General features: G+C 65.6%; 25 protein-coding genes and 1 pseudogene. 8 read left to right on the top strand and 18 right to left on the bottom strand.

Going from position 1 to position 26,378, the window contains the following annotated elements; all coding sequences use genetic code 11:
- From MU521_RS08815 to MU521_RS08805, 3 genes and pseudogenes are all read right to left on the bottom strand, one after another.
- Positions 1–387, bottom strand: a pseudogene (locus MU521_RS08815) (IS630 family transposase); the annotation flags it as partial.
- A gap of 95 nt (positions 388–482) precedes the next feature.
- Positions 483–1,538: a tyrosine-type recombinase/integrase gene (locus MU521_RS08810; RefSeq protein WP_092690761.1), complete on the bottom strand. Its 1,056-nt coding sequence runs from the start codon at positions 1,536–1,538 to the stop codon at positions 483–485.
- Positions 1,538–2,104, bottom strand: a complete 567-nt coding sequence (locus MU521_RS08805; RefSeq protein ID WP_139171076.1) for a hypothetical protein — start codon at positions 2,102–2,104, stop codon at positions 1,538–1,540. The genes MU521_RS08810 and MU521_RS08805 overlap by 1 nt, the downstream gene beginning before the upstream one ends.
- A 155-nt stretch (positions 2,105–2,259) precedes the next feature.
- On the opposite strand from MU521_RS08805, the gene MU521_RS08800 reads away from it, so the two are divergent.
- Positions 2,260–3,276 (top strand): prepilin peptidase, encoded by a 1,017-nt coding sequence (locus MU521_RS08800; RefSeq protein ID WP_092690763.1) that lies wholly within the window; start codon positions 2,260–2,262, stop codon positions 3,274–3,276.
- On the opposite strand, the gene MU521_RS08795 is transcribed toward MU521_RS08800, so the two are convergent.
- Positions 3,273–3,788: a hypothetical protein gene (locus MU521_RS08795; protein ID WP_092690105.1), complete on the bottom strand. Its 516-nt coding sequence runs from the start codon at positions 3,786–3,788 to the stop codon at positions 3,273–3,275. The genes MU521_RS08800 and MU521_RS08795 overlap by 4 nt on opposite strands.
- A 197-nt stretch (positions 3,789–3,985) precedes the next feature.
- Here MU521_RS08795 and hisI point away from each other — a divergent pair, with 197 nt between their 5' ends.
- Positions 3,986–4,360: a phosphoribosyl-AMP cyclohydrolase gene (hisI, locus tag MU521_RS08790; protein WP_092690108.1), complete on the top strand. Its 375-nt coding sequence runs from the start codon at positions 3,986–3,988 to the stop codon at positions 4,358–4,360.
- Complete coding sequence (locus tag MU521_RS08785; protein WP_092690111.1) at positions 4,353–5,489, top strand: DUF7118 family protein; 1,137 nt, start codon at positions 4,353–4,355, stop codon at positions 5,487–5,489. Before hisI ends, MU521_RS08785 begins: the two co-directional genes overlap by 8 nt.
- Here the strand turns inward: MU521_RS08785 and glmM are convergent.
- The 7 genes from glmM to MU521_RS08750 all read right to left on the bottom strand — a co-directional run bounded on the left by glmM (position 5,486) and on the right by MU521_RS08750 (position 13,492).
- Positions 5,486–6,850, bottom strand: a complete 1,365-nt coding sequence (glmM, locus tag MU521_RS08780) for a phosphoglucosamine mutase (protein ID WP_092690113.1) — start codon at positions 6,848–6,850, stop codon at positions 5,486–5,488. The two genes, MU521_RS08785 and glmM, sit on opposite strands and share 4 nt — an antisense overlap.
- Positions 6,851–6,891: 41 nt before the next feature.
- The gene (locus MU521_RS08775) at positions 6,892–7,779 is read right to left on the bottom strand and encodes a ketopantoate reductase family protein (protein ID WP_092690116.1); all 888 of its coding nucleotides are present in this window, start codon (positions 7,777–7,779) and stop codon (positions 6,892–6,894) included.
- 9 nt (positions 7,780–7,788) lie between these two features.
- Positions 7,789–8,088, bottom strand: coding sequence for a DUF7130 family rubredoxin-like protein (locus MU521_RS08770; protein WP_092690119.1), 300 nt, complete (start codon positions 8,086–8,088; stop codon positions 7,789–7,791).
- 45 nt (positions 8,089–8,133) lie between these two features.
- Entirely contained in the window at positions 8,134–8,937 is an 804-nt protein-coding gene (locus MU521_RS08765; protein ID WP_175452812.1) for an archaellin/type IV pilin N-terminal domain-containing protein, read from the bottom strand.
- Between the two features lie 277 nt (positions 8,938–9,214).
- Entirely contained in the window at positions 9,215–12,802 is a 3,588-nt protein-coding gene (locus MU521_RS08760; protein WP_092690123.1) for a DNA polymerase II large subunit, read from the bottom strand.
- Complete coding sequence (locus MU521_RS08755) at positions 12,802–13,224, bottom strand: PPC domain-containing DNA-binding protein (RefSeq protein ID WP_092690126.1); 423 nt, start codon at positions 13,222–13,224, stop codon at positions 12,802–12,804. The genes MU521_RS08760 and MU521_RS08755 overlap by 1 nt, the downstream gene beginning before the upstream one ends.
- Before the next feature lie 103 nt (positions 13,225–13,327).
- The gene (locus tag MU521_RS08750) at positions 13,328–13,492 is read right to left on the bottom strand and encodes a DUF7556 family protein (protein WP_175452813.1); all 165 of its coding nucleotides are present in this window, start codon (positions 13,490–13,492) and stop codon (positions 13,328–13,330) included.
- A 192-nt stretch (positions 13,493–13,684) separates the two neighbouring features.
- On the opposite strand from MU521_RS08750, the gene MU521_RS08745 reads away from it, so the two are divergent.
- From MU521_RS08745 to MU521_RS08735, 3 genes are read left to right on the top strand one after another with little or no spacing between them, the layout of a single operon-like run.
- Positions 13,685–14,536 carry a CBS domain-containing protein gene (locus tag MU521_RS08745; protein WP_092690129.1) on the top strand — a complete coding sequence of 284 codons (852 nt, stop codon included), beginning with the start codon at positions 13,685–13,687 and terminating at the stop codon, positions 14,534–14,536.
- A complete protein-coding gene (glyS, locus tag MU521_RS08740; RefSeq protein ID WP_092690132.1) occupies positions 14,533–16,314 on the top strand; it encodes a glycine--tRNA ligase in 1,782 nt (593 codons plus the stop codon). Before MU521_RS08745 ends, glyS begins: the two co-directional genes overlap by 4 nt.
- Positions 16,314–16,886 carry a diacylglycerol/polyprenol kinase family protein gene (locus MU521_RS08735; RefSeq protein ID WP_092690135.1) on the top strand — a complete coding sequence of 191 codons (573 nt, stop codon included), beginning with the start codon at positions 16,314–16,316 and terminating at the stop codon, positions 16,884–16,886. Before glyS ends, MU521_RS08735 begins: the two co-directional genes overlap by 1 nt.
- 1 nt (position 16,887) lies before the next feature.
- On the opposite strand, the gene MU521_RS08730 is transcribed toward MU521_RS08735, so the two are convergent.
- Together MU521_RS08730 and MU521_RS08725 are read right to left on the bottom strand one after the other, a co-directional pair.
- Positions 16,888–18,441, bottom strand: a complete 1,554-nt coding sequence (locus MU521_RS08730; protein ID WP_092690137.1) for a hybrid sensor histidine kinase/response regulator — start codon at positions 18,439–18,441, stop codon at positions 16,888–16,890.
- Positions 18,434–19,048, bottom strand: coding sequence for a hypothetical protein (locus MU521_RS08725; protein WP_092690140.1), 615 nt, complete (start codon positions 19,046–19,048; stop codon positions 18,434–18,436). The genes MU521_RS08730 and MU521_RS08725 overlap by 8 nt, the downstream gene beginning before the upstream one ends.
- 327 nt (positions 19,049–19,375) lie before the next feature.
- On the opposite strand from MU521_RS08725, the gene MU521_RS08720 reads away from it, so the two are divergent.
- The gene (locus MU521_RS08720) at positions 19,376–21,949 is read left to right on the top strand and encodes a DEAD/DEAH box helicase (RefSeq protein ID WP_092690143.1); all 2,574 of its coding nucleotides are present in this window, start codon (positions 19,376–19,378) and stop codon (positions 21,947–21,949) included.
- Between the two features lie 27 nt (positions 21,950–21,976).
- On the opposite strand, the gene MU521_RS08715 is transcribed toward MU521_RS08720, so the two are convergent.
- On the bottom strand, positions 21,977–22,741 hold the full coding sequence (locus tag MU521_RS08715) for an Sjogren's syndrome/scleroderma autoantigen 1 family protein (protein ID WP_092690146.1): 765 nt from the start codon (positions 22,739–22,741) through the stop codon (positions 21,977–21,979).
- A 142-nt stretch (positions 22,742–22,883) separates the two neighbouring features.
- On the opposite strand from MU521_RS08715, the gene mdh reads away from it, so the two are divergent.
- Positions 22,884–23,798: a malate dehydrogenase gene (mdh, locus tag MU521_RS08710; RefSeq protein WP_092690148.1), complete on the top strand. Its 915-nt coding sequence runs from the start codon at positions 22,884–22,886 to the stop codon at positions 23,796–23,798.
- An 81-nt stretch (positions 23,799–23,879) separates the two neighbouring features.
- Here mdh and MU521_RS08705 read toward each other — a convergent pair whose 3' ends face one another.
- The 4 genes from MU521_RS08705 to MU521_RS08690 form a co-directional block, all read right to left on the bottom strand.
- Positions 23,880–24,035 carry a hypothetical protein gene (locus MU521_RS08705; protein ID WP_175452814.1) on the bottom strand — a complete coding sequence of 52 codons (156 nt, stop codon included), beginning with the start codon at positions 24,033–24,035 and terminating at the stop codon, positions 23,880–23,882.
- A gap of 111 nt (positions 24,036–24,146) precedes the next feature.
- Complete coding sequence (locus tag MU521_RS08700) at positions 24,147–24,896, bottom strand: Zn-ribbon domain-containing protein (protein WP_092690150.1); 750 nt, start codon at positions 24,894–24,896, stop codon at positions 24,147–24,149.
- The gene (locus MU521_RS08695) at positions 24,896–25,288 is read right to left on the bottom strand and encodes a DUF2073 domain-containing protein (protein ID WP_092690153.1); all 393 of its coding nucleotides are present in this window, start codon (positions 25,286–25,288) and stop codon (positions 24,896–24,898) included. Before MU521_RS08695 ends, MU521_RS08700 begins: the two co-directional genes overlap by 1 nt.
- Before the next feature lie 5 nt (positions 25,289–25,293).
- Positions 25,294–25,923 carry an Era-like GTP-binding protein gene (locus tag MU521_RS08690; RefSeq protein WP_092663780.1) on the bottom strand — a complete coding sequence of 210 codons (630 nt, stop codon included), beginning with the start codon at positions 25,921–25,923 and terminating at the stop codon, positions 25,294–25,296.
- Between the last annotated feature and the right edge of the window lie 455 nt (positions 25,924–26,378).

The following is a 26,378-nucleotide window of genomic DNA, read 5'->3' as shown; positions in this document are numbered from 1 at the left end:
CTCAACGCCGAATTCCTCAGAAAGATAGTGACGCGCCAATGGAACAGACCACGCGGGCGCGTCGTATCCGACTTCTTCGGGTGACTCGTGAAGAGCCTCGACGAACTGCTCGTGTTCTTTCTCAGAAAGTTCGGACGGCCTGCCGTCTCGTGGTTTGTCATAGACAACCTCCTCGAACGGCTCGTCGGCGAGCCGTTCGAGTCGGGTGAACCACTTTGAGGCCCAACTACTGGAAAATCCGTAGAGGTCGGCAGCATCTGTTTGCGTCAGATCGTCAATCTCCTTGTAGGTGATCGCAACCATGATCCGCTTTGTTGCGTCGGCTTCATCGACCTCCGCCAAGATCTGGCGGAGGTCTTCGACAGAGACGTTCTCCAGCCTCGCCATACCTCTTCTCGTGGCTGGAGTTCCATGAAGTTTTAGCCCTCAGTATAAGATTAGTGTCCTTAAGATAGTGTATCAAACAGCGAGAGTCAGTGTGTTCACTTCGGGCCGTACTTGTGGCCGTGTTCAGTCCCTGCTCGTTCGTCATGGGCAACGTACCGATTTTGAGTAGTCTCAATCGATTTATGACCCATCAACTTGCTGATTTCCCAGAGGCCAGCATCAGTCTCATTAGCCATGTAGGTTCCATAGCCGTGGCGCAGATTATGAGCAGTTATTAACCATCTCTCCTTACCGTTTGCGTCAGTATATCCCAACTTGCGATTGATTCCAGCATCAATGGCAGCGTCCCTAACTATCTCATTAATTCGTTGGCCACTCAATCTCCCACCTCTCTCTCCGACGAACAGATAGTCGTGATCGGCGGTCATGGCCATGTCGTCTCTATGAAAGTCCAACCAGTCGTTCAGTAGCCCGTCAAGGGTCTCCTGATACGGGACTACACGTCCCATTCCGTTTTTTGTTATTTCTCCGGGTATTTCAATCTCTCTCTGGTCATAGTTGAACATTTTTGTAGTTAGATAACTCGCTTCTGTTCTTCGCACCCCGGTCTGCCACATTAACCGGATGATTAACTTGTCCCGGGGGCCATGTTGCTTAACATTTTTTTCCATCTTCCGTACCTCTTCCGCTGTGAGTGCATACCGCTCATCCGGTTCTATCTGGATTTCTTGTTCAGTGGTCTTGGTTAATCCCCGTTTCCGTGGATTTTCAGCAGCCAGTGGATTTTGGTCTACAATGTTTTTTCTTTCGAAATAGTCATACATCGAACTAATCTGGTCCCACCGCTGGCGCTTCGTTGACCCATTAAATTGGTGATCAAGCGCAAAGATTAGCAAATCAACATTCTCGTCATTCAAATCAGACACTTCTGTCAGATTATCTTGGGCATCTAGCCAGTGGTCAAACCATCGAAGGTCCTGTCGATACCGTTTCGTACTCTGACTTTGGCGACTTTTTGGATCTTTGTCGTTTGTATTGACCCGTAGAACCTTATCATACCGAACAATCTCAGGACGGCACTCATCAATTGACTTGTACGATCCGTTGTCGTTTCGGTAATCTAAAGAAGTCTCTTTCTCATTAGATGTCATCATACCCCCTCCACCTTGTAGTAACGTCGTTCAGGAACACTTGATGTCTCTTCATCAACTGCCTCGTAAGTGAACTCTACTTCCGGATAGTACTCCAACATCCGGCCACATGCTCGTCGGGCAGTTGGGACTTCAACCCCAAACCAGTCTGCCCAAGCTGTTGGTGTTGACAGCGTTTTTCCTTCCTCCACAACACGTTCATGTGAAGGACGGTCTCGGTCGAATCCTTCCTCAGAGCGGAATTCAGGTAGCTCCCTGTAGATCTCTCTCGCAAGTGTGTCTATTTCGTCGTCAGCGTCATGGACAGCCGATTCAACGTCGGCAATGCGGTCATTGAGACGCTCCAACTCTCCTTTGATTCCCGCAAGAGAGTCATCAATTGCATCGACAATCTCTTTTTTGTCAGCTATGTCACCATCATTAGTTTCCTGTATCTGCTTTTTCGCAGAAATTCGAAGAAAGTTGCTCAGAGTATTGAAATCTAGAGACTTCTCCACAAATTCCTCGAATTCTTCTTTTTTATCTGGCGTTACTCTAACTTGGATTAGTTCTGATCGATCCGACATAGATCATAGTTTGTGGGATTTGTTTGTATATCTTGTGTCCTTACGCGAAATATGCAGAACCGCGTCATCTGACGCGGCCCCTTTTCCGTTTCGAGCCGTTCGCAAACGCTTTGCCCTAGCCGTCGCTGGGCCTCGGTGTGGTATCGACTGGTTTCCTGACGGCGTCACTCCCGGATCTGCTCCGGCTGGTAGCCGTCCCGGCGCTGGGCTGGGCCGCCTGGCGGGACGTGAAGACCCGGCGGGTCCCGAACCGGACGTGGCTCCCCCTGCTCGGGGTGGCGCTGCTCGCGCTCGCCGTCGAGGTCTGGCAGGTCTGGACGGGGGCGACGGTGGGCTACGTCAACCAGCGGGCGTACTTCCTGCGGGTGCTGATCAGCATCGGGTTCGTGGTACCGCTGTCCTACGGCTTCTGGTGGATCGGGGGGTTCGGTGGGGCCGACGCCAAGGCGCTGATCACCCTCGCCGTGCTCTTTCCGACCTTCCCGACGTACCTGTTTCCCGACTTCGCGCTCCCGGTCGTCGTCCCGACGCTGGGCGTGTTTGCGATGTCGGTCCTCTCGAACACCGTCGTCGTCGGGCTGTTCTATCCGGTCGCGCTCACGCTGCGCAACGCGGCCGGAGGCCACGTCGCCAAGGCGATGGTGATCGGCCGCCCGGTCGCCACGGACCGGATCACCGAGGAGTACGGCCGCCTGCTCCAGACGCCCGAGGGGTTCACCCGGCGCGGGCTCGATCTGGACGCGCTCCGGATGTATCTGGCCTGGCGGGGCGCGAACTTCGCCGAGTTGCGGGCCGATCCAGACGCGTTCCGCGACCCCGAGAGTATCCCGGCGGAGACGAACCCGCCCGGTGACGGCGCGATTACTGTGACCGACGGTGGCCGACCGGCTCCCGACGACGAGACCGCCGACGCCGATAGTGAGGAGGCACCCGAGGAGACAGCGATCGCCGATCCGTGGGGCGCAGAGCGGTTCTTCGAGGAGATCGAGGGGAGCGCGTACGGGACGACGCCAGAGCAGTTGCGGGCGGGACTCACCGTCCTGACCAGCGAGGACGAGGTGTGGATCACGCCCGGCATCCCGTTTCTCGTGCCGATGTTCATCGGGCTCCTGGTGGGGCTGACCTACGGGGACGTGCTGTACGCGCTGATCGAGGGACTCGGCGTCTTCTAGAACCCGAATCGCTGTCGCGTGACGGTCAGGTCGAGGTAGATCGACCGGCGTTTCGATATCTCACTCGGCCAGGCACCGCCGGCGGCCGGGTAGTCGGAGTGATCGAGGACGAAGTAGTACGGCCCGGTCTCGTCGATAGACTGGCGGCCGCCGTTGTTTTGCGTACTGGCCTTGTAGTCCCCGTTCGCAGTTTCGGTGGCCGTCCGCCCGATGTCGCGGTCGCCGGTCGGATGTTTCTCCGGCTTTTCGCCGCTGGTGTAGGCGTCGTACCGGCGCATCTGTGTCTCGCTGGTGAAGAAGTACACGTCGAAGGGGACCTGCGCCCGAGAGATGTACGAGATCGAACCGCCGGGGTCGGACACGTCCGGAATCTCCCTGATCCAGCCGGTCCCGGGCTGGACTGACACCTCACGGCTGACTGTCACAACGACCTCACCACCGGTGCCGAGACAGCCGACGGTCCCGAGGGCGACTCCGACTGCCCCGCGCTGTAAAAACCTCCGGCGTTCCATCGACACAGCCTCTATCTCCCAACGGCTTCAATCCTCACACGCCATTACAGTTTCTGAGAACTTAGAGAGCAAGTAATACCGCGGTTTTTCGTTCAATAATCAGTTCTGAAATCGGCGCGGCGGCGAATTCACAGCTGATATTGGCGGACGGCGACGCTGACACAAAGCATATCGGTACCACGGTCACAGAGGGGAGTATGGACAACGCCGACGTCGAGTTAGCCTTCGGCGAGCAGGAGCGGCTCCCGGCGGTCGCCCAGGACGCGACATCGGGAGCGGTACTCATGCTCGCGTTCGTCACGCGCGAGGCCGTCGAGCGGACCCGCGAGACCGGGCGGGCCCACTACTACTCGCGCAGCCGCGACGAGCTCTGGGAGAAAGGGGCCTCCAGCGGCCACACCCAGACTGTAGAGGAGATCCGGGTCGACTGTGACGGCGACTCGCTGCTGTACCTGGTCGAACAGGAGGGTGGAGCCTGTCACACCGGGTATCGCTCGTGTTTCTACCGCACCATCGACGGCGAAGTCGTCGGGGAGCAGGTGTTCGATCCCGACGACGTGTACGATGAGTGACAGCGCGGGCCCCGACGACGTGGCGGACCTGATCGCGGACCTCGAATCGGCCCATCGCGCGGCCGAGAACGCTCAGGCTCGCGTCGACGAGCGCGTCGAGGGGGACCTCGAAGCCGTCGCACGGCAGTACGACCGGCTCCAGGCGCTGTTCGACGACTACGAGGCGGAGGCGACCGGGGACGGCGATTTCAGGGTCTTCATCGAGTTCCAAGAGGAGATGGAGAAGTTCGTCGACAGCCTCCCAGAGGACCTGCCCCACCGCGAGTGTTTCGAGGAGGTCGACGACATCATGCAACAGCGCCGGCTCACGGAATCGGACTTCGAGCGGGCCCGTGAGGCCCTCTCGCCGGCCGCCGACGACGCCGCCCTGCTCGAAGAGCGCGAGGCGACCCAGAACCGGTACGAGGAACTCCGCACCCGGGCCGAGCGCCGCGTGCGAGAACTGGACGAGCGAATCACCGACCTCGAAGACCTCGTCGCGATGGGCGAAGCCGATCTGGATGCCCCGGTCGAGCGACTGCGCGAACCCATCGACGCGTACAACGACGCCGTCGAGACGGCGTTCCGCGAGTTCAAGCGCGAGGAGAGCGCCCGTGACGTACTGGGATTCGTCGAGACGACGGCGTCGTTCCCGCTCGTGGAGTTTCGCCAGCCGCCATCGAAGCTGACGGAGTACGTCGAGCACAACCCGCCGGGGACGGAGCCGATCCCGACGCTGCTCGAGTACGCCGACTACTCGAACTCGAAGCTCGACCACTACGTCGACGACGGGGCGGCGCTGAAGACGACCATCGGTGCGAGCCAGACGTACCTCCGGCGACTCGACGGCGACCCGCTGACCGTCTCGTGGCCGCCGCCGGCCGCCGAGGAGCTGCGCTTTCTCGCCCGGGAGCTGATCCAGGTCACGGGTCGGTTCGCGCCGGAAGACGTAGTCGCGAAGGCTCGCACCGTGCGGGCGCTGACCGACCGCGACGACTACGACCGACTCCGCACGAGCGCGCAGGCTCGCGAGCAACTCGACGACGACGAACGCGAGCGCCTCCAGTCGGGCGCGGTCCAGGCGGACCTGGAAGCCACGCGGGAGGCACGCGGGAAGCTGGCGACGACACTCGAGGAACTGCCGGGTTAGTCCTCGTCGCGGGCGGCGACCATGGTCTCGTGCATCCGTTCGACCAGGTCGGCCGACCGCGCGGGGTCCCGTGACTCGGCGTAGACGCGGATCACCGGCTCGGTCCCGCTGGGCCGGGCCAACACCCAGCTGTCCCCGTAGTCGAGCCGGTAGCCGTCGGTCGTATCGAGGGTGGCGTCGGCGTCCCGGGCGACGGCTTCGACGGCGTCGAGCAGGCGGCGACGCTCGTCGTCGGTCTCGTATTTCACGTCGGTCCGGAGCAATTGGTAGTCGTCGTAGGGCGCGACCACCTCGCTCGCGGGCTGTTCGGCGAGCAGTTCGAGGAAGCGCGCTGCGGTGTAGGCCCCGTCCCGGGTGATCCGGTAGTCGGGGAAGAGGATGCCGCCGTTGCCCTCGCCGGCGACGGGGACCGACTCGCCGTCGGCCTGGAGGTTCCGGATGCGGGTGATGATGTTCGTGCTGCCGATGGCCGTCAGCGACAGGGCCGCGCCGGCCCGGTCGGCCACGTCCACCAGCCGCTGGGAGACGTTGACCGCCGAGACGGCCGTGTCGCCGGGGCCGAGTTCCGCGGCCGCCAGCGCCGCCAGCGCCCCGTCACCCTCGATGAACTCGCCGTGTTCGTCGAAGAAGATCGCCCGGTCCGCGTCCCCGTCGTGGGCGACCCCCACGTCGGCGTCGGCCGCCCGGACCAGCCGGCCGAGATTGGCGAGATTCTCCGCGACCGGTTCGGGGTCCCGACCGGGGAAGTGACCGTCGGGCTGGGCGTTGACGGTGACCACGTCACAGCCCAGTTCCCGGAAGATACGGGGGCTCGTGAGCGACCCCGCGCCGTGGCCGGGATCGAGCGCCACCGTCAGGTCGGCGTCGGCGATGCGCTCGCGGTCGACGGCGGCCAGCAGTTGCTCGACGTAGCGGTCCCGGGCGTCGTCGATCCGTTCCTCCCGACCCGTCCCGTTCCAGGCGACCGAATCGAAGTCCTCGGCGAGCAGGCGCTCCTCGACGCGTTCGAGCGTGCCCCGCGAGAGTTCGATCCCGTCGGCTCCGACGAGTTTGACGCCGTTGTACTGGGGCGGGTTGTGCGAGGCGGTGATCATCACGCCGGGGACGCCGACCCGCTCGCAGTAGGCCTGGAGTCCGGGCGTCGGGATCACGCCGAGTCGGTGCACGTCCGACCCGACGCTGGCGAGGCCGCTGGCGGCGGCGTTGCCGAGCATCTCGCCGGTGGTTCGCGTGTCCCGGGCCAGCGCGACGGTGTCGGCGTCCCAGACCGAGCCGGCGGCCTGCGCGATGTTGCAGACGAATTCGGGGTTGAGGTACTCGTTTGCTACCCCGCGGACGCCGCTGGACCCGAAGATTTCCATCACCGGACGCTCCGGACGGCGACCCACTAAACCTTTGCAACTTATCGGCGGTCGCGCGCCCGCTCCCAGGCCCGGAGCAGTCCCGCCAGCGTCCGGTTGACCGGCGCGTCGATCCGCTCGGCGACGGCCCCGTTGATCGCGTCGACCTCGGTCCGACGCTCGGCCAGCACGTCCTGGTACATCGAGGACGTGTTGTCCGCCGTCGCCGCGGCGACTTCGTGGACGGCATCGACGGCCGCCTCGTCGGAGAGATCCACCCCCGCATCGCGTGCCGCCCGAGCGGTCTCGCGGGCGGCCGCCGCCGCCACCTCGCTGGCCGGTTCGTCCAGTACCGCACCGTTCTCGATCCGGGCCAGCGCCGTAGTGGCGTTGATCCCGGCGTTGACTGCCAGTTTCTCCCAGGATCGATGGGGCATGTCCGCCGCGACGGTCGTCTCGATTCCCACCTCGTCGAAGGCCGCGCCGACCCGGTCGGCGGCGGGGGACTGGCCGCCCTCGCGCGGCCCCAGCACGACCTCGCCGACGCCGGTGCAGGTGACCCGACCCGGTTCTTCGAGCATCGCGCCGTAGGTGCAGGTACCCGCCAGCACCGGGCAGTCGAGGCGGTCGGCCAGTCGGGCCTCGTTGTCGAGGCCGTTCTGGAGGGAGAGGACAGTACTGGGATGGCAGTCGGCCAGCGCGGCGGCGGCCGCGTCGGTGTCGTAAGCCTTGACCGTCACGAGCGCCAGGTCCGGCGATGCGTCGGGCGGCACTTCGGTCACCCCGTCGGGGTCGACGTGGCACTCGACCGCGCCGTCGACGGTCAGGCCCTCGGCGGCGACGGTTCCGACGTGGGGGTCACGCCCGACGAGCGTCACGCGGTGCTGGCGGGCGAGCAGGCCGCCGACGAGCGAACCGAGGCTCCCGGCCCCGAACACGAGGACGTCCACGGTCGCCGGTCAGTCCTCGGTCCAGTAATAGATGTCCTCTTTGGGCGCGCCACAGGTGGGACAGGCCTCGGGGATGTCCTCGTCGATGTCACCCATCTCGCCACACTCCCAGCAGCGCCACATCAACTCGGCCTCGCCCCACTCGTGGCCGGAGGTGACGTGTTCCTCCGAGAAGCCCTCGATCCCTTCGTCCAGCGTCACGTAGAAGCCGTGTTCGTCGAACCCGCGGATACGCCCCAGTTCGTTGCCCTCGTCGTCGTAGACGGTCTGTCCGAACGACGGCGTGGTGCCCTCTTGACTGTCGCTCATACGCCGGTGATTCGTCGGGCCAGGGGTTAAAACTACGGCCGAATCTCAACCGACAGTGACACTCCCGGTTTTCGTCACGTCGCCGTTGACGTTCACCGTCGTCGTGTAGGTGCCGGCCGCCACCGGATTCTCGATCCCGGCGAACCGGACGACGATCTCGTCGCCCGCCTTTACGTTGTAATTACCGACGAAACCGAATTTGATCGTTCGTCCGCCGTTGCTGACCGTCACGCTCTGGAGATCGCTCAGCGCGGACACGTCGATGGCGGAATCACCGTCGCGGTCGAACCCGGCGGCAGTCACGTCGTCGGCCGAGACATCTGACGCGTCCACACCGGCCCCCGACTCGTAGGTGACCGTCACTTCGTTGAGCGAGTTCCCGGCTGTCCCGGTGCCGCCGCGGTCGATCACGTCGAAGCGGACACCGTGGGTCGTCTCGATCCCGGGCTCGGCACTGCCCGCGACCGACAGGCAGTCGATCCGGGTGCCGCGGAACTCGGCCAGCGTATAGATTTGGCCGGAGCGGTTCGCCACCAACGTCACCTCCTCACGGGGTGGGAGTCGGACGCCTTCACCGGCCTCCGTGCGGCCGTCGCCGTCGTCGTCGAGGACGACGCGCTCGCCGTGCTGGCGATAGAACGCGAGGCCGCCGGACCCGCCCTCGACCGCCGCGCGGGCCACGGTACACCCGTCGACGGTCGCCTGTGCCCGTTCGACGGCGATCTGTGGCGGTTCGCCCGGGTCCGAAGCCAGTTGCTGGAAGAAGACCACGCCCGTCGCCGCCAGCAGGACGACGATGGCGACCAGCAGGACGGTCCCGATCACCGGGCTGACCGCTCTGTCCGTCACTGTGGGCTTGTTCGACTGGAGCCTGTTGAATGCCGGCTCAGGTTCGAGAGTGTGAGGCGCGAGAGCGACGGATTCGGTGGTTGCGGTCGCGGTGGCGGTGTGGTGCGGTCGCGGAAACCGCCAGCACAGCACCGGAACTCGCGCACGGCGCGAGTTCCGCTTTTTCGCCCACGTTCGCAAGAGCGAAGCTCTTGCGCAGCCCACCAGAAATCTCCGATTTCTGGGGACGTTTTTGACGAGGGGGTCGCCCTGCGACCCCCTCGCGAAAAAGGTGGTCTTACATGAAATCGCCAATCCCGCTCTGTTTGTTGTTGTCGTTCTCGAAGATGCGCTTGATAGACTTTTGCAGAATCTCCAGGCGCTGGGTGGTATACTCGCGGGTGTCGTACTCCTCGGCGACCTCCAGCGCGGTGTCGATGTACTTGTTGACCGAGCCGTGGTGCACGGTGAGGGTCATGTCCCCGCCACACTTCCGGCAGTCGCCCGTGAGGGGGACGCGCCGGTACTTCTCGCCGCAGTCCAGACAGCGGGTCTCCTGCTGGGAGAACGCGCGCAAATTGCCGATGATGTCGGGCAGGAAGTGGTACTCGATGACCCGTTCGGCCACGTCGGTCTCGTCGACGGCCCGGAGTTTCCGGGAGAGTTCCAGCTGGGCGTTCATCTTTTTCATCATGTCGTCCAGCGTCTTGTACGCCGACAGATCCGGCCCCAGCGCGATGTTGCTGGTGTCGTGGCTGTGTCGGAAGTCCGTGTACTCCCGGTCGGTTCCCAGGTTCTCCTCGGCGATGGTCATGATGTCCTCGACCTCGCCGGGATCGGCCATCTCCCGTGTCGCCTCGTAGAACTCGCGGGGATACTGGTCCATCACGTCCATGTTGTGAGCCTCGTCGTCGATCTCGGTGGGGTCGATCCGGGAGGACATGACTAGGGGCGCGTCCATCCTCCCACCTCGTTGATCTGGCAGAAATTTTTTACTAAAGTTCAATAGCCCGTCGAGAAGGAGCATGACGCAGTCCTCGTCACCGTCACAATTACGGCGTTTTGAGGCGTGAAAGTACGGATGCGCATATCCGACAGCTGCGGACGTGAATCCTATAACTCTTCCGATAACTGCGGCACTCGTGTGTGGAGCCATCCCGAAGACCAGCTCCCCGACGAGTTCCTGGCGGTCGTCTACGTCGTAGAAGGGGTCGAGGCCGTAGTAGGATTCCAGCAGGTCGTCGACGAAGTCGGCGGTCTTGAGCATGTGTTCGGCCGCGCCGTCCGAGAGGACGATGTCCTGGACTTTGAGTTCCACGAGTTGATCGTCGTGGCGCAGGGGTTCGCCCTGCATGTCCTCCTCGTAGCCCAGTTCCCGGAACTGGTCGGCGGTCACGTCGAGTTCGGCGGGGCGGACGGCGGTCACCGGGAGGTCGGTCATGTCGTAGCGGACGGTGCCGTCCTTGAACGCCGAGACGCCGTGTTTCGCTCTGAGAATGCCTTTCTCGATGGGCTCGGGCGTCTTGGTCTTCGAGGAGAGCCCCTTGACGCCTTTGACGATGTCGAAGGCGTTCTCGCGCAGGCCCACCTCGTCGAGGGCGTCGCGGAACTCCTCGCGGACGCTGATCGTCTTGGTCTGGACGGGCGAGGCCAGCGACTCACAGCGGTGACACTGCGCGCGGCCCGACTCGTCGGGTTCGACCTCGATGTCGCAGTCCCGGCAGACGTAGACGGCGTCGGTGACGCCGTTGCAGTCGGGACAGCGGGCGTGGTAGGTCCGACTGGCACACTCGGTACACTCCCGGCGGCCGACCTGTACCTCGACCTCGCCCTGCGTGCCCTCGACGGCGTCGCCGGCGTCGGCGGCCTTGGACACGTCGCGCTGGCTCCCTCCGGCCTCGCCGATGGGGAAGAGCGTGTGGACCGCCGGCGAGAGTTCGCGGGACTCGGACTTCTCGGGGCGACCCATCCGGTTGCCGATGCGGGTCGGCGCGCGCTCGCGGATCTCGACGGGCGCGACGGCGTCGACCGCGCGGATGGCGTTCTCGCCGTCGGCGTACTCGCGGGCCGCGGCGGGGAGGTCGGCGGGCTCCCACTCCCGCTCCAGACGCTCGGTGAGGCCCAGTGACAGGACGAGCGGCTTCCAGTCGGGCACGACCAGTCGGTCCTCGTGCTGGTGGTGTTCGACGAGGAGGCTCTCGAGGACGCCCGAAACCTCTTTGTCGGGGTCGTCGGGCCGGGGGACGATCAGGTCACCGTCGGCGGGGTCGCCGGTGTCGTCGTCCGAGAGGACCGCGCCGTCGGTGTTGGCTATCTCGCCGTCGGCGACGGCCGCCGCCAATCGCTCGAACTCGGCGACCGAGATATCGTGCCAGCAGTAGGTGTATTTCGGATGGAGCGGCGCGTCGTACTCGCTGGCCCACTCGATGGCCTCGTCGGCGCTGGGGTCGGCCAGATCGACCCGCACCGAGTCGCGCATGGCCTGTACGTCGGCGGCCGACGCTTCGAGGTCCTGCTCCCACCACTCGACGGTGTAGCTGGCTGGAGCCAGTGGGTGGTTGTTCTCGACGAACTCGCCGTAGTTGACCAGGTACTCACCCAGATCGAGGATCTTCTCGACGCCGTTACGGACTTCCAGCGCCTCCGCGGGGTCGTCGATGCGGCGCACGTCGCCGTTGGCCAGCCGAACCGTCGGCCCCTCGATGGTGTCGACGGGGACGACGCCCGCCGCCTTGCCGGGGCGCTCGGTCTTGATCTGGGTCCCGGTCGCGAGGAAGTCGTCGACGAGATGCATCGTGGCGGGGTGGACGCCAGCGGTCGCGAACCCGTGGTTGCGCGCCCGGCCGTAGCGCAGACGGAAGCCACCGGGTTCGCTCGGGTGGGTGAACACCGGCCGGCCGGCGATCAGGTCGCGCAGAAACTTCTCGGAGGGGTCGACGCGGGGCGGTCCCGCCGGTTCGTCGGTCGCGTCCTCGGCCGCGTCGTCGGCCTCGCCGTCGCTCGCCTCGGCTTCCTCGCCGTCTTCGCCCTCGTCGCCACCGTCCTCACCGATAGTGCCGTCGATGAGGTCCTGGAGCCAGGGCCACTCGACCTCGTCGAGGTTGCGGGTGTAGCGCTGGATCTTCGGGGCCTTCAGGGCGATGCCTTCGGCGAAGACCAGACACATCCCGCCCCGGGCGGAGTTGGTGTCGATCCGTTCGAGGTCGCGGTAGCCCGAGACCTCGTCGTCGCCGGTGGCCTCCCCGTCCAGCATGATCGGCATGTGTTCGGCGATGAACTCGCTCTCTTTCTCCTTGGGGGAGTACTGCAGACCCGTCTCCTGATCGTAGAGGTCGACCTCCTCGGCGTACCGGCCGATCTCGTCGTTGCGGGCCTTGAATTCGTCCATGCCCAGCAGCGAGCGGGCGTAGTCGGCGACCAGCACGGAGAGTGCTTGCGCGGTCCCGCCTGCAGAGCGGATCGGCCCGGCGTAGTAGACGTTGACGAACTCCGTCCCATCGTCGTTTTCGAGGACTTCGACGCGGTCGATCCCCTCGATGGGCGCGGCGACGACCCCCTCGGTCAGCAGGGCGACCGCCGTCCTGACCGCACCCTCGATCTTGCCCGCGTCGGTGTCGTAGTCGCCCACCGACCCGTCCACGAAGTCCTCGACGAGTTCGAGCGCGGCTTCCTCGCGGCTCATCTCGCCTTCGAGGTCCCGCACGCGTTCGGCCACGCCGTCGATCCCGAGGATGTTCTCGACGCGGTCGGCCATGTCCCGCGCCGTGGGGATCTCCACGTCTTTCGTGGGGTCGCCGCCGCGCTCGCGGGCCGCGGTGGCGACCTCGAAAGCGTCGTCGAGGTCGGCTTCCAGTCGCTCGAAGTAGCGCCGATCAGCCTCTCGCATTAGAGCGGCCAGAGATCCAGGTCAGTGGTCTCGTCGTGTTCCCGGGCCAGTTCCGTGTCGAACTCACGGACGTAGAGTTCGCCCGCGAACGTCGTCGCCTCGTCGAGGTGCCCGGCCACGACCGACCCGTCCTCACGGGAGAGCGTCATGTGGGTGTGTGCGAAGCGCTCGCCCTCCAGCCAGGAGACGTTCCCGACGGCGGGGACGACCTCGAAGGGTTCGTCGAACTCGACGTCGTCGTACTCCTGGTCGTCCTGATCGTAGAACAAAAGCGTCGCGTCCTGCACCGCGCCGAGGCCGACGAAGAAGGCCGCATCGATCTTCTCCTCGTCGGCGAACGCCTCGATCTGACTGCGCCACCCGACGCCGTGGTCGAGCCGGGCAACGTACTCCCGGGCACCCTCGACTTCACGATAATCCATACCGACTCGGAGGACGCGAGGGGGCAAAAATCTTCACCGTTCGCGGCGGCGGCCCCGCCGCTGTCCGGAGCGAGAACGCGGTCGAAAACGAGTTCGAGTGGCCTCAACACCACTCGTCGAGCGAGGCAGCGTCTGTAAGCGGGATGGACGCCCAGGCGTCGTCCTGACACGGGTACGCAATAATGAATTGGTCGATCTCGCCGCTGTCGACCGAGCCCATCGCTTCACAGTCTGCGACCGATTTCTTGGCAGCGCCATCCTGTGCCATGCATGAGAGTCTTACACACGACAATAAAAATGTGCCGGATTATTACGGCTCTCTTTTTCAGTGATCGTCGGTTCGATCCTGTCAGGTGGGGTTGCGCGAGCCGGCGCCCGGGTGTGATTCGGTCGGGGATCGCGGGCACGGGCGGGGCCAATGTGAAGGCCTTAGTAGGAGCGGACAGGAGATGCACCCAATATGAAGGTCGCAGACGCCATGACGCCCCGTTCGGCGGTCGTCACGGTCGAGTTGCCAGGGACGCGTGACGACGTCCTCGAGTATCTCCAGGAGCGGGCGTTCTCGTCGGTCCCCGTGATCAAGGAGGGAGACGACGGCGAGGAATTCCGGGGGCTGGTCTCCCGGGACGCACTGATCGAACGGCCCGACGAAGACCAGCTCGCCCTGCTGGTCGAGGAAGTCCCGACGACCACCCAGGACGCCGATCTCACCGAGGTCGCGGAGCTGATGGTCACCGAAGGCGCGCGCCGGGTGCCCGTCGTCGACGGACAACTCGAAGGCATCGTCACCATCACCGACGTGATCCACGCCATCGCAGAGGGCGAGGTCGACGGCGACTCCGAGGTCGGCGACCTCGCAACCCGGGAGATCAACTGCGTCTACGTCGAGACCCCCCTGCCCGTCGCCGAGCAGGAACTCTCTCACGCGGGCGTCCCCTACGCGGTCGTCCTCGACGAGGAGGGCGACATGGACGGCATCATCACCGAGGTCGACATCCTCGACGTGGCCCGCGTCGTCGAGGGCGAGGCCGACACCGGCGAGTCCATCGCCGACGACGACGACGACTGGAAGTGGGAGTCGGTCAAGGCCGTCGGCAACAGCTACATGCCGACCCGCAACGTCGAGATTCCCGGCAACCCCGTCCGGGAGTTCATGAGCGACGGCGTCGTCACCGTCTCGAAGCGCAAGACGGCACGGGACGCCGCCCAGTTGATGATCGACAACGACATCGAGCAGATCCCGCTCGTCTCGGGCGACGCCCTCGCCGGCGTCGTCCAGGACGTTGACTTGCTTCGCGCACTCTACCGATGACCGACGACACCGCAACCGACCGACTCACGGAGCTGGCCAAGCGACGGGGCTTTTTCTTCCAGTCCAGCGAGGCCTACGGCGGCGTCTCGGGCTTCTACGTCTACGGTCCCGAGGGCGCGACCCTGAAGGAGAACCTCGAAGACGCCTGGCGCGACCGCTTCGTCCGCCGCGAGGGCCACATGGAGATCGAAGCCCCCAACGTGATGCCCGAACCCGTCTTCGAGGCCTCCGGCCATCTGGACGGCTTCGACGACATGATCGTCGAGTGCCCCGAGTGTGGGGCCTCCCACCGCGCGGACCACATCGTCGAGGACAACACCGACATCGAGGAAGCCGAGTCCATCGCCATCGACGACATCGAGGACATCATCGCCGAGAACGACCTCGTCTGTCCCTCGTGTGGCACGGACCTCGCGGGCGAACCCGTCGACGATTTCAACCTCATGTTCGAGACGAACATCGGACCGGGTTCGTCCTCGCCCGGGTACCTGCGCCCCGAGACCGCCCAGGGCATCTTCGTGGAGTTCCCGCGACTCAAGGAGTACGCCCGCGGGCAGTTGCCCTTCGGCGTCGCCCAGGTCGGCGCGGCCTACCGCAACGAGATCAGCCCCCGGAAAGGCCTCGTTCGCCTCCGGGAGTTCGCACAGGCCGAACTCGAACACTTCGTCGACCCTGAGGCCGACGAACCCGACCTGGAGTCGGTCGAAGACGTGGCGGTCACGCTGTACTCCGAGGCCCGCCAGGACGACGACGGCGGCGAACCGGTCGAGATGACCGTCGGCGAGGCCGTCGAAGAGGGCATCGTCGGGAGCGCCTGGGTGGGCTACTACCTCGGCGTCGCCCAGGGCTGGTACGAGCGCATCGGCATCGACATGGACCGGTTCCGCTTCCGCCAGCACCGCTCGGGCGAACTGGCCCACTACGCTGCGGACTGCTGGGACGCGGAAGCTGATACCAGTCCCCCCGGGGCCGACCCGGACTGGATCGAGATCACCGGCTTCGCATACCGCGGTGACTACGACCTCACCAAGCACGGCGAGTACGCCGACGACGACTTCACGATCTTCAAGCAGTACGACGACCCGATCACCGTCGAGCGCGCCACGGTCGATCCGGACATGAGCTATCTCGGCCCCGAGTTCGGCGGCGACGCCGGGGCGGTGGCCGACGCGCTCGAAGCCCTGGCCGAGCGGGACCGGAGTGCCTTCGAAGGCGACGACGTGACCGTCGACGTGGACGGCGAGGAGTACACCGTCCCGGTCGAGAAGACCGGCTTCGCCGTCGAGGAGGTCACCGAAGCGGGCGAACACGTCACGCCCCACGTCGTGGAGCCGTCCTTCGGTGTCGACCGGCTGGTCTACACGGTGCTGGCCCATAGCCTGACACAGGACGACGCCGGGGAGAGCGAGGCCGATGGGGACGACGAGGAACGCACCGTCCTGACCCTGCCGCCGGAACTCGCGCCGACCACGGTGGCGGTGTTCCCGCTGATGGACAAGGACGGCCTGGGCGAGCGGGCCGGCGAGATCGCCGAACGGCTCCGCCGGGCCGGCTTCGAGGTCGCCGAGGACGCCTCCGGCTCCATCGGCCGGCGCTACCGCCGGCAGGACGAGGTGGGGACGCCCTACTGCGTGACCGTCGACTACGACACGCTGGACGACGACACGGTGACGATCCGCGACCGGGACACGACGGCACAGGCCCGGGTTCCCGTGGACGACCTGCCGGGCGTCGTCGCGGACCTGCGGGCCGGTGAGACGACCGTCGGCGACCGCTGATGGCGAACGAGGTGGCACGCCGACTCGTTCACGCGAGCGGCGCGGGGGTGCCGGGACTCTACCTGTTGGACCTGCTCACCTGGCCACAACTGCGGTACCTGCTGGTAGGCGGGCTGATCTTCGCCCTTCTGCTGGAGACCGCCCGGCTGGGCCTCGGCTTCGAGTGGGTCGTCTTCGACGTGCTGACCAGGGAGTACGAACAAGACAACCCCGCCGGATACGCGCTGTACGTGTTCAGCGGCTCGACCACCGGTCTCGCCTTCGGCCCGACCATCGCCGTCCCCGCGATCCTGATGCTCACGCTCGGCGACCCGATCTCCGGCCTGCTCGGGTCCGACGAGCTCCGGACGGTCAAGCGACCGCGTGTCCTCGTCACGATGTTTCTGGTCTGTACCGGCCTCGCGCTCCCCTTTGTCCCACCGGTGGCGGCGGTACTCGGGGGCCTGGCGGCGATGCTGGCCGACGGCGTCAAGCCCGTGATCGGCGAGTACGTGATCGACGACAACCTGACCATCCCGCTGGTCGCCGCGGGGGCGATGACCGTCGGGCTGAGCCTCCCACCGATACTCTGAGTTACTCGATCTGGACGCCGCTGATCAGGATTCGCGTGCCGCTGGCGCGGGACTCACCGTTCTCACGGGTCCCGCCGGGGTCGGTGATCTCGACCTCCCAGCCGTGGGCCTTGGCGATCTGCTCGACGATAGCCAGCCCGAAGCCACTGCCTTCTTCGGCGGTGGAGTAACCCGACTCGAACACCTTCTCCCGTTCGTCGTCGGGAATCCCCGGACCGTCGTCCTCGACGTACAGGCTGGCGATGCTGGCGTCGTCGGTGTCGGCGGCCGCCGTGGTCCCAACCGTGACCGTCACGTCGGTGTCGGTGTGTTCCACGGCGTTGTGAAAGAGATTTTCGAGGAGTTGCTGGAGACGGCTCTCGTCGGCCTGGATGGTGGGCGTGTCGGCGATCTCGAACGTGGCGTCGTCGCCGCCGGCCATCTCCCAGGCGGCCCGGGCGGTGGCTTCGAAGTCGACGGGGTCGGTCTCGACCACGCGCTGGCCCTGCTGGGCCATCGTGAGCATGTCGCTGATGATGACGTCCATCCGGTCCAGGGCGCGCCCGAGGCGGTCGAGGTGTTCGGGTACGTCCTCGCGACGGTCGGGGTCCTCGAAGTCCTCCGTCGCCAGGTCGAGGGTCGTCTTGGCGACGTTCAGCGGGTTCTTCAGGTCGTGGGAGACGACGCTGCGGATCACCTCCAGTTGCTCGTTCTGCCGTTTCAACTCCTGCTCGTGTTCGCGGAGTTCCGTGATCTCACGGCTGTTGACGACGAAGCCCTGCACGTCGGGATCGTCCAGCAGATTGCGGCCCCGGGATTCCAGCACGGGCCAGGAGCCGTCGGGGTGTTTGAACCGGAACTCGACGGTCGGTTGCTTGTCGGGGTCTTCGACCGTCTCGAAGAACTTCTCCATGGCTTCGTCGCGGTCCTCGGGGTGGGCGTAGTCGAAGATGTACTCGCCGACCATCTCGGCCGGTTCGTAGCCGAGGATGTGTTCCGCGGAGGGCGAGAGGTACTCGAAGCGGGCGTCGAGGCTGATGATCGAGATGACGTCCGTCGAGTGTTCGATGAGCTTGCTGAACCGCTTCTGAGTCTGCTCGACGGCCTGCTTCGCGCGGTACTGATCGACGAGGTTGACGATCCGGTTGGCCAGCACCGTGTACTGCCCTTCGCCGGGTTCTTTCTGGAGGTAGTCGGTGACGCCCGCGGAGATCGCCTTGCTCGCGATCTCCTCGCCGCCCTTGCCGGTAAACAGGATGAAGGGGAGATCGGGGTACTCCTTGCGAACGGCCTCCAGAAACTCCAGGCCGTCGGTCCGTGGCATCTCGTAGTCGCTGACGATACAACCCACGTCGGCCTCCTGGAGGTACTCCAGGCCCGCCTCGGCGCTGGTCCGGGTGGTCACGTCGATGTCCCGGCGTTCGAGCATCGTCTTCGACAGCGACAGCATGTCGGGGTCGTCGTCGACGTGCAGAATCGACACCTGTCCGTCGCTCCCCTCGCCGGTTCCGTCGCTGGTGATCGCGGCGTCGGCCAGTGGCCCGGGCGAGAGCCCGGTCGAGGTATCGTCAGTCATGCGCCTCCAGTATCGCCTCGAAGTACGGCACCATCACGTCCATCGCCTCCTGCCAGTGCCGATCCGTGTGCATATCGTGTAGTTCGACGGCCAGTGCGTACCGGGCGGCTTCCGGCCCGAACCCGGACTGCCCGTAGCGCGGTTTGTGCGGGTACTCCTCGTCGCTCATCGCCGCGCGGAGTTCGATCACCTGGGCCCGCTGAATCGGCGTCCAGTAGTCCCGGCCAGTCTTGTGATTGCGCCAGGCCGTCGTCGACAGTTGGGCGTAGCGGGGGTTCATGCCGACGATAGAGGCGCGTTCGCGGAACTTCTCGCGGACGGGCTCCCAGTCGGCGTCCGCGAGGTCGTCGTCGTGGATCTCGCCGTCGGCCATGTGGTCGACCTCCACGGCGTCTTTGGCCCACAGCGCCTCGACGTAGGCCGTCGCCGCGTGCGTGGCGGTCTCGGCGTCGACGTGTTGAAACTGGAGGGCGTCGACGGTCCCGAACGCCTCGATGGCCTCGTCGCGCTGTTTCCGGTCGTGAGCCCGGAACCCCAGACAGACCTGTTCGGCCATGTGTCGGGCCGTCTCCCGCTCGGTCCAGTCCCGGGTCTCGGGCTCACGCATCGGTTCTCACTCCGGATTCCCCCACCGTCCGTGACGGGTGGCGGCGGCGTGGCGCTGTCGGGTCGAGACCACGTCCGATAGCACGGACGGCTTGGATCCCGACAGATACGCCCGTCGCTCCCGATTTCCGGACATTCGTGTATACGTATCTCGTAGTTCCAGCCGTTAATATCTCGGCGCGTTTCGAGATTCGATTCGCCGGACAGTCTGCCAGTCCGACGGGTTGCCGACCGCCCGGCCGTCGTGGGCTGACGACGAAACACCGGACCGCTTCACTTCCGCCCCGGTACGCGAACGCTTAACCGGCGGTAGCGGGTATCCGGAGTAATGGCAGCGACCGACGAGGTCGGACACGTCGAGCATCCCCTGTTGACCGAGGGACTGCTGGAGGACAGGCAGTACCAGGTCACGCTCGCCGAGGCCGCCGCCGCGGACCACACGCTGGTCTGTCTCCCGACGGGCCTGGGCAAGACGACGGTGAGCCTGCTGGTCACCGCCGACCGCCTGCACGAGGTCGGGGGGAAGGCGCTCTTTCTCGCGCCCACCAAACCCCTCGTGACCCAGCACGCCGACTTCTACCGCGAGGCCCTGGAGATCCCCGACGGGGAGATCGTCGTCTTCACCGGCGAAGTCAGGCCCGACGACCGGTCGGAGCTCTGGGACGACGCCCGCGTCGTCATCGCCACCCCGCAGGTCGTCGAGAACGATCTGGTGGGCAATCGGATCTCCCTGTCCGACGTGACCCACCTGACCTTCGACGAGTGTCACCGCGCCAGCGGCGACTACGCCTACAACTACATCGCCGAACGCTACCACGACGACGCCGCCGACCCGCTGGTGACGGCGATGAGCGCCTCCCCCGGCGGGGACGAGGAAGCCATCCTCCAGGTCTGTGAGAACCTCGGCCTCCGGGAGGTCGAGGTGATGACCGAGGACGACGCGGACGTGGCCGAGTACACCCACGACACGGACCTCACCTGGGAACGCGTCGAGTTGCCCGAGGACGTGATCGAGATTCGTGATGCCCTGAACGACGTGATCTCGGACCGGCTGGGCAAGCTCAACGAACTGGGCGTCACGAACAAGACCAGCCCGGACCTCTCGGAGAAGGACCTCGTCGGCATCCAGTCGAAGCTCCGAGAGCTGATGAACAACGACCAGTCTGAGGGGTACGAGGGGATGAGCCTCCACGCCGAGATCCGGAAGCTCAACACCGCGGTCAACTACGTCGAGACCCAGAGCGTGGAGTCCCTCCGACGGTATTTCGAGCGGCTGAAACAGGCCGCGCGCGCCTCCGGGGCCTCGAAGGCCGACCAGCGACTGGTCTCGGACCCGAAAGTGAGAGAAGCGATGCGGCGGGCCGAGGACTACGACGACCTCCATCCCAAGTTTCGGCAGGCCCGCATCCTGCTGGCCCAGACGCTCGGACTCGACGGCGGCGAGCGCGTCATCGTCTTCACCGAATCGCGGGACACCGCCGAGACGCTCGTCGAGTTCCTGGGCGATCACTTCGAGACCCGGAAGTTCGTCGGACAGAGCGACACCGAGGGCAGCGAGGGGATGACTCAGACCGAACAGCAGGAGACGCTGGACGCCTTCCGGGCCGGCGAGTTCGAGGTGCTGGTCTCGACCTCGGTCGCCGAGGAGGGCCTGGACGTGCCCGAGGTCGACCTCGTGCTCTTCTACGAACCCGTCCCGACTGCGATCCGGTCGATCCAGCGGAAGGGGCGAACCGGCCGCCAGACCGAGGGTCAAGTGGTCGTCCTGCTGGCCGAGGACACCCGCGACGAGGCCTACTTCTGGAAGTCACGCAACGACGAGAAGCGTATGGAACGGGAGTTGCGCGACCTCAAGTCAGTCGCCGGAGAGATCGAGTCCGAACTCCACGGAACGAAACTCGACGACTACGCCGACGGCGACGCCGGTGGCGAGCCCGACACGTCCGCCGGTGGAGACGAAACGGAGGGGTCGAGCGACGAGGCCGACGGCGCAGGTGAAACGGCGGGCGACGACGGGAGTGATCGGGCGACGGCGGGCCAGACGAGCGGCCAGTCGGGACTCTCGGCCTTCGCGGCCGACGGGACGGATCGCTCGGTCGATGGAGACGAAACAGAGCGAGAATCGGTTGACGAGTCGGCCAGTGGAGACGAAACGGAGGGGTCCGGGAGCGGTGGCGGTGACGGTGACGACAGGGTGGGCGACGGGGAGGACGTAGCGGGCGTCGTCGCGGAGGCCGCCCCGGACGGCGAGACGGTCGAGATCGTGGCCGACCAGCGGGAGCTCGACTCGACCATCGCGCGGGACCTCTCGACGCGGGACGGCATCGAGACGCGCCTGGAGACGCTGGCGGTCGGCGACTACGTTCTCTCGGATCGGGTCGTGGTCGAGCGCAAGACCGTCGGGGACTTCCTGGACACGCTCACCGGCGGGGACCGCTCGATGTTCGAGCAGGTCGGCGACGCCACTCGCCACTACGCCCGCCCGGTCGTGATCGTCGAGGGCGAGGACCTCTACGGCGAGCGCAACGTCCACCCCAACGCGATCCGGGGCGCGCTGTCCTCGCTGGTCGTGGACTTCGGCGCGAGCGTCCTCCGGACCGACGACGAGGACGACACCGCCGACCTCATGGAAGTGATCGGCACCCGCGAACAGGAACAGGAGGATCGGGAGATCAGCGTCCACGGCGAGAAACAGTCCAAGACCCTGGCCGAACAACAGGAGTACGTCGTCGCCTCGATCGCGGAGGTCGGGCCGGTCACCGCCCGCGCGCTCCTCGATCACTTCGGGAGCGTCGAAGGTGTGATGCTCGCCGACGAAGACGACCTCCGGGAGGTCGAGGGGGTCGGTACGGTGACCGCCGAACGCATCCGGGAGATCGTCGGGAGCGACTACGAGGGATGAGCAGTCGGCTGGACGGCCGACGGACGATTAGCGGTCCGCGCGTTTGACCGCCGCGAGCGCGTCGGCAGCCTCCTCGACGGCCGCGAGATAGGCCCGCGTCCGTTCGAGGTCGTCGCTGGCCTCGGCCTGCCGGGTCAGGCGGACGATGGTCCCTTCGAGTGAGTCGCGTGCGCCCGCGAGCCCGCCCGACCCGCCCCCGCCGGTCGGCGCTGGGTTCGGCGCGGTGGCCTGCGCCGTGGTTTCGGACTGGCCCGCCGTTTCGCCTGCGTCGGTGACTGACGGGTCCATGCTCGACGTCCAGTCGGCGGGCTGGTTCGACGCGTCGGTGGTCTCCGTGTGGCCGGCCAGGTCGGGCGTGGCACTGGCCCCGGCGTCGGCCCGGCCGTTCGTCCCGGGCTGTGGCGTCTCGGTGTCGCTGGCGGTGGCTGGTTCGTCGGGGGCGCTGGGCGGGTCGGAGACGGCTTGGTCGCTGGCCGTGTCCGGGGTCGCTCCGTCGGCGGATTGGGTGTCGGTGGGCTGATCCGTCTCGGATCGCTCGTCGCCGGCGGCCGTTCCATCGCCGTCGCCCTGCTGGTCGTCGGCCTCGCTGACGACCTCCTGGCAGGTCGAACAGAACTCCTGACCCTCGTAGCGAAAGATGGGGTCGCCGCAGGTGCCACAGTGAGTGTTCGTCATCGTCGCGCCCTTCAGGAGGAGGTCGCTCATGCGCTCGGTCGCTTCGCGGTCGTCCTCGTCGCGCCCGTACTTGTCGCGCAACTTCTCGCGTTCGGCTTCCTTGTCGAAGTCGCTCATACACGGGTAGAGACGGCCGGGCGGAAAATGGCTTGCGGGGCGTAGCTGAGAAGTGGGGCCGGACGCCGCGACGACACGTCGGCAGTGACGCGCGGATCAAAAAGAAGAGTTTAATTCGCCGGGGCCGGGACTTCCAGCCGATATGACGAAAGTTAGCATAGTGGGCGCGGCGGGCACCGTCGGTGCCGCAGCGGGGTACAACATCGCCCTGCGCGACATCGCGGACGAACTCGTCTACGTCGACATCCCGGACCAGGAGGACGTGACCATCGGGCAAGCAGCCGACACCAACCACGGGGTCGCCTACGACGCCAACACGACGATCCGGCAGGGCACCTACGAGGAGACCGCCGGCTCGGACGTGGTCGTCATCACCGCGGGGCTGCCCCGGTCGCCGGGCCAGACACGGATCGACCTGGCCGACGACAACGCCCCGATCATGGACGACATCATCAGCCAGCTCGAGGAGCACACCGACGACTTCGTCTCGATCACCACCTCGAATCCGGTCGACCTGCTCAACCGCCACCAGTACGAGGTCGGCGACCGCGACCGCCACAAGGTGATCGGCTTCGGCGGCCGCCTCGACTCCGCGCGGTTCCGCTACGTCCTCTCGGAGCGTTTCGACGAACCCGTCGGGAACGTCGAGGCGACGATTCTGGGCGAACACGGCGACGCGCAGGTCCCCGTGTTCTCGAAGGTCCGGGTCAACGGCACCGACCCCGAGTTCAGCGAGGACGAGCAGGAGCAGATTCTCGAAGAACTCCAGGAGAGTGCCATGGACGTCATCGAGCGCAAAGGCGCGACCGAGTGGGGCCCCGCCACGGGCGTCGCCCACATGGTCGAGGCCGTCGTCAACGACACGGGCGAGGTCCTGCCCGCCTCGATCACGCTCGACGGCGAGTACGGCTACGAGGACACCGCCTTCGGCGTGCCCTGCAAGCTCGGCGCGAACGGCGTCGAGGAGGTCGTCGACTGGGACCTCACGGCCGACGAGGCGGAACTGCTCGACGAGGCCGCCGACAAGCTCTCCGAGCAGTACGAGAAGATCGCCTGAGCGAACGGCGTCGGGCGACTGTCGCTCCGAACTCCGAGTTTCTTTTCGACGGTGCCGACCGGCGGGCAGCGCGACGACCCCTCAGCGGTCGCCGCGCGGACCCGGTTCGTCGTGGTACCGCGGCGGCGGAGCGCGGGACTCGCGCCACGTCAGCGACGGTTCGGCAACCCGTTCCCCGACGTCCTCTCCCACGAGAGCGGCCCACTCGTCGACGTGGGAGTCGTCTCGGTGTCGCATAGTCTTCAGAGGAGTCAATATTCGGCCATTTATATAACGATTATGTAAGCAAGGGTATATTTACGGCGGTGAACGTGTCGTTGAGCCACGGCGGGGGAGGACGGGAGCCGCTCAGTCGTGCCAGTTTTCGGGCACCTGGATCGTGTACCGGCCGTCCTCCTGCAGTGCGATGATGTACTCCTCGCGGTCGTACAGTTCCATGAGGTTGAGTTCGTACTGGCCGGGGCTCAGGACCTTGATGCTCTCGAACTGGTCGTTGAGTTCCTCGCGGAGTTCGCTGAGATCCGGGCGGTCCTCGCTCGGTTCCTCGGCGACGCGAGCGCCGGCGTCGCCGGCCGGCTCGGGTGTGGCGCTCCCGCCAGCCGTGTCGGGTTCGGCGTTCCCGGTCGCCGACGTGTCGTCGGGCGCGGGCGTCTCGGTGCCCGTGGGCGGGTCACTGCCCGCCGGGATCTCGTCGGGGCTGACGACCTCGCTTCGCGCGTCGGCCTGTGCCGCGTCTTCCCGGGACACCGGGGTGTCGGCCGGCGTTCGGTCCGGGGCCGTGGCCGGCTCCGAGGGAGTGGAGTCGGCCGGCGCGGGATCCCGGCTCGACGGGTCGTCGTCGGGTGCGCCTGCGGACTGTGACCCCGAACTGCCGACCAGGTCGCGGACCGTCGCGGCCGCGTTCCCGACGGTGCGGGCCACGGAGCTGTCGGGCGTCGGTGGATCCGGTGGTTCCGCCGACGGCTCCGGTTCCTCGGGCACGTCCTCTGACGAGGGGTGAAACTGGAACTTGTTCCCGCCACAGTCTGGACAGCCCGACAGCATCTCCTTGGAGCCGTCGTCGAACACCTGGCCGCAGCTCGTACACTGGTGGGGCATTATTTCCGTGAGACCAGGGCGCTGATCAGTGTCTCGTCCTTGTGAAGCGTCTCGATCTGGTTGGCCGGCCCGATAACGGTCAGTTTCTTCGTCTCGTTGTTGCCCATCAGGCGGTTGAGCAGCCCCGAGTCAGTGTTGCCGGACTGGGGGTAGGTCTCGATCTCGATCCCGTTGAACTCGTCGGGACTGATCTCGGTCATCGTGACCTCGATGAGCCGGGACTCCTCGTCGGGCGAGAGTCCCTCCTCGAGGATGACGATGTTCCCCTCGTGGACCCCGTCGAGGATCATCCGGATCTTCTCCATGGAGGTCATGTTCTCCATGCGCTCGCCGCTGATGAGGTCGATCTGTACGCCGTCGTCGCCGTCGTCTGCTTTTTTGACTTCAGGCATCCTGGTCACCCGAAGTACTCCGCGATCTTGTCGTAGACCTCGTCCATGTTGTCACCTTCCAGCGCCGACAGCGGCAGCGTCTCGTGCTGTGGGAAGGCGTTCTCGATGCGGCGGACGTTCGAGTCCTCGAGGTCGGTCTTGTTCGCGAGGATCAGGACCGGCAGGTCCTGGCTCTCGATGATGCCGACCAGCATCGTGTTCACCTGCGTGAACGGGTCCTCCGTGGAGTCCAGCACGTAGAGGACGCCGTCGACGTCCTCGCGCAACCAGTGCATGGCCTCGGCGACGCCCTCGGTGGCCTCGCGGGAGCGACGCACGGCGTCGTCTTTCTCCATGTCGTGTTCGAGGAACTCGGTGTAGTCGACTTTCGTCGTGACACCGGGCGTGTCGACCACGTCGATGGTGACCGACTTGCCGTTGCGCTCGATCTCGACGTTCTCCTTCCTGCGTGCGCGGCGTGTTTCGTGTGGTATGTGACTCTCCGGGCCGATAGCGTCACCTGTCCAGTCGCGAGCGATGCGGTTCGCCAGCGTCGTCTTCCCGGCGTTCGGTGGACCGTAGATACCGATTCGCTTCGGGTCCTGGGCCGAGAACAACGACGAAATACTATCTCGGATGTCCGTGATCAGTCCCATCCTGGGCCTCCCGCTCTCTCCGTGAGAGAGCTTCTGCGGGTACTTCCCGACCGAATTTACTTAAGTGTATGTCAGACATACATAAATATTCCGATACTATTCGAGGGAGTGTTTCCAGTCCGTTCGGGAGTAGTCGGACAAAACGGGGAGTCAGGGAGGAGGTCGAGGGGAACGAAGACGGGAAAGGGACGAGTGAGTGAAGACGGGAGGTGGTACCGACTGAGACAGGTGGGTGAGACCGGTTGAGACAGCCGACTCCAGTGAGAGTCCGGATTGACGGAAGGGGTGGCGGACCCGAAACGAGACGGGGTGCTGGCGACGGGACTGGAGGTGAGAGAGGGGACCGCGCTACACCACCCCACGATCCGGGCGTGAAGCTGGGCAGAACCGACCGGAATGGGAGTCCCCCACCCCCTCGTTTCAGGTGGAACGGCAGGAACGGGAGGGAGGGGGTG

It is taken from the genome of Halorientalis regularis (assembly GCF_023698535.1).
Lineage (GTDB): Archaea > Halobacteriota > Halobacteria > Halobacteriales > Haloarculaceae > Halorientalis > Halorientalis regularis.
Note: the sequence above shows the minus strand (reverse complement) of the source record. Positions and strands in the feature narration are given on the sequence as shown.

Excerpts from the sequence above, each read along its gene's own strand:
- MU521_RS08805 (WP_139171076.1), bottom strand. The coding sequence starts at position 2,104 with ATGTCGGATCGATCAGAACTAATCCAAGTTAGAGTAACGCCAGATAAA.
- mdh (WP_092690148.1), top strand. The coding sequence starts at position 22,884 with ATGACGAAAGTTAGCATAGTGGGCGCGGCGGGCACCGTCGGTGCCGCA.
- MU521_RS08755 (WP_092690126.1), bottom strand. The coding sequence starts at position 13,224 with ATGGATTATCGTGAAGTCGAGGGTGCCCGGGAGTACGTTGCCCGGCTC.
- MU521_RS08785 (WP_092690111.1), top strand. The coding sequence starts at position 4,353 with ATGAGTGACAGCGCGGGCCCCGACGACGTGGCGGACCTGATCGCGGAC.
- glmM (WP_092690113.1), bottom strand. The coding sequence starts at position 6,850 with ATGGAAATCTTCGGGTCCAGCGGCGTCCGCGGGGTAGCAAACGAGTAC.
- MU521_RS08720 (WP_092690143.1), top strand. The coding sequence starts at position 19,376 with ATGGCAGCGACCGACGAGGTCGGACACGTCGAGCATCCCCTGTTGACC.
- MU521_RS08795 (WP_092690105.1), bottom strand. The coding sequence starts at position 3,788 with ATGGAACGCCGGAGGTTTTTACAGCGCGGGGCAGTCGGAGTCGCCCTC.
- MU521_RS08735 (WP_092690135.1), top strand. The coding sequence starts at position 16,314 with ATGGCGAACGAGGTGGCACGCCGACTCGTTCACGCGAGCGGCGCGGGG.
- MU521_RS08705 (WP_175452814.1), bottom strand. The coding sequence starts at position 24,035 with ATGCGACACCGAGACGACTCCCACGTCGACGAGTGGGCCGCTCTCGTG.
- MU521_RS08750 (WP_175452813.1), bottom strand. The coding sequence starts at position 13,492 with ATGGCACAGGATGGCGCTGCCAAGAAATCGGTCGCAGACTGTGAAGCG.
- MU521_RS08770 (WP_092690119.1), bottom strand. The coding sequence starts at position 8,088 with ATGAGCGACAGTCAAGAGGGCACCACGCCGTCGTTCGGACAGACCGTC.
- hisI (WP_092690108.1), top strand. The coding sequence starts at position 3,986 with ATGGACAACGCCGACGTCGAGTTAGCCTTCGGCGAGCAGGAGCGGCTC.
- MU521_RS08715 (WP_092690146.1), bottom strand. The coding sequence starts at position 22,741 with ATGAGCGACTTCGACAAGGAAGCCGAACGCGAGAAGTTGCGCGACAAG.
- MU521_RS08810 (WP_092690761.1), bottom strand. The coding sequence starts at position 1,538 with ATGACATCTAATGAGAAAGAGACTTCTTTAGATTACCGAAACGACAAC.
- glyS (WP_092690132.1), top strand. The coding sequence starts at position 14,533 with ATGACCGACGACACCGCAACCGACCGACTCACGGAGCTGGCCAAGCGA.
- MU521_RS08695 (WP_092690153.1), bottom strand. The coding sequence starts at position 25,288 with ATGCCTGAAGTCAAAAAAGCAGACGACGGCGACGACGGCGTACAGATC.
- MU521_RS08690 (WP_092663780.1), bottom strand. The coding sequence starts at position 25,923 with ATGGGACTGATCACGGACATCCGAGATAGTATTTCGTCGTTGTTCTCG.
- MU521_RS08700 (WP_092690150.1), bottom strand. The coding sequence starts at position 24,896 with ATGCCCCACCAGTGTACGAGCTGCGGCCAGGTGTTCGACGACGGCTCC.
- MU521_RS08730 (WP_092690137.1), bottom strand. The coding sequence starts at position 18,441 with ATGACTGACGATACCTCGACCGGGCTCTCGCCCGGGCCACTGGCCGAC.
- MU521_RS08725 (WP_092690140.1), bottom strand. The coding sequence starts at position 19,048 with ATGCGTGAGCCCGAGACCCGGGACTGGACCGAGCGGGAGACGGCCCGA.
- MU521_RS08745 (WP_092690129.1), top strand. The coding sequence starts at position 13,685 with ATGAAGGTCGCAGACGCCATGACGCCCCGTTCGGCGGTCGTCACGGTC.
- MU521_RS08760 (WP_092690123.1), bottom strand. The coding sequence starts at position 12,802 with ATGCGAGAGGCTGATCGGCGCTACTTCGAGCGACTGGAAGCCGACCTC.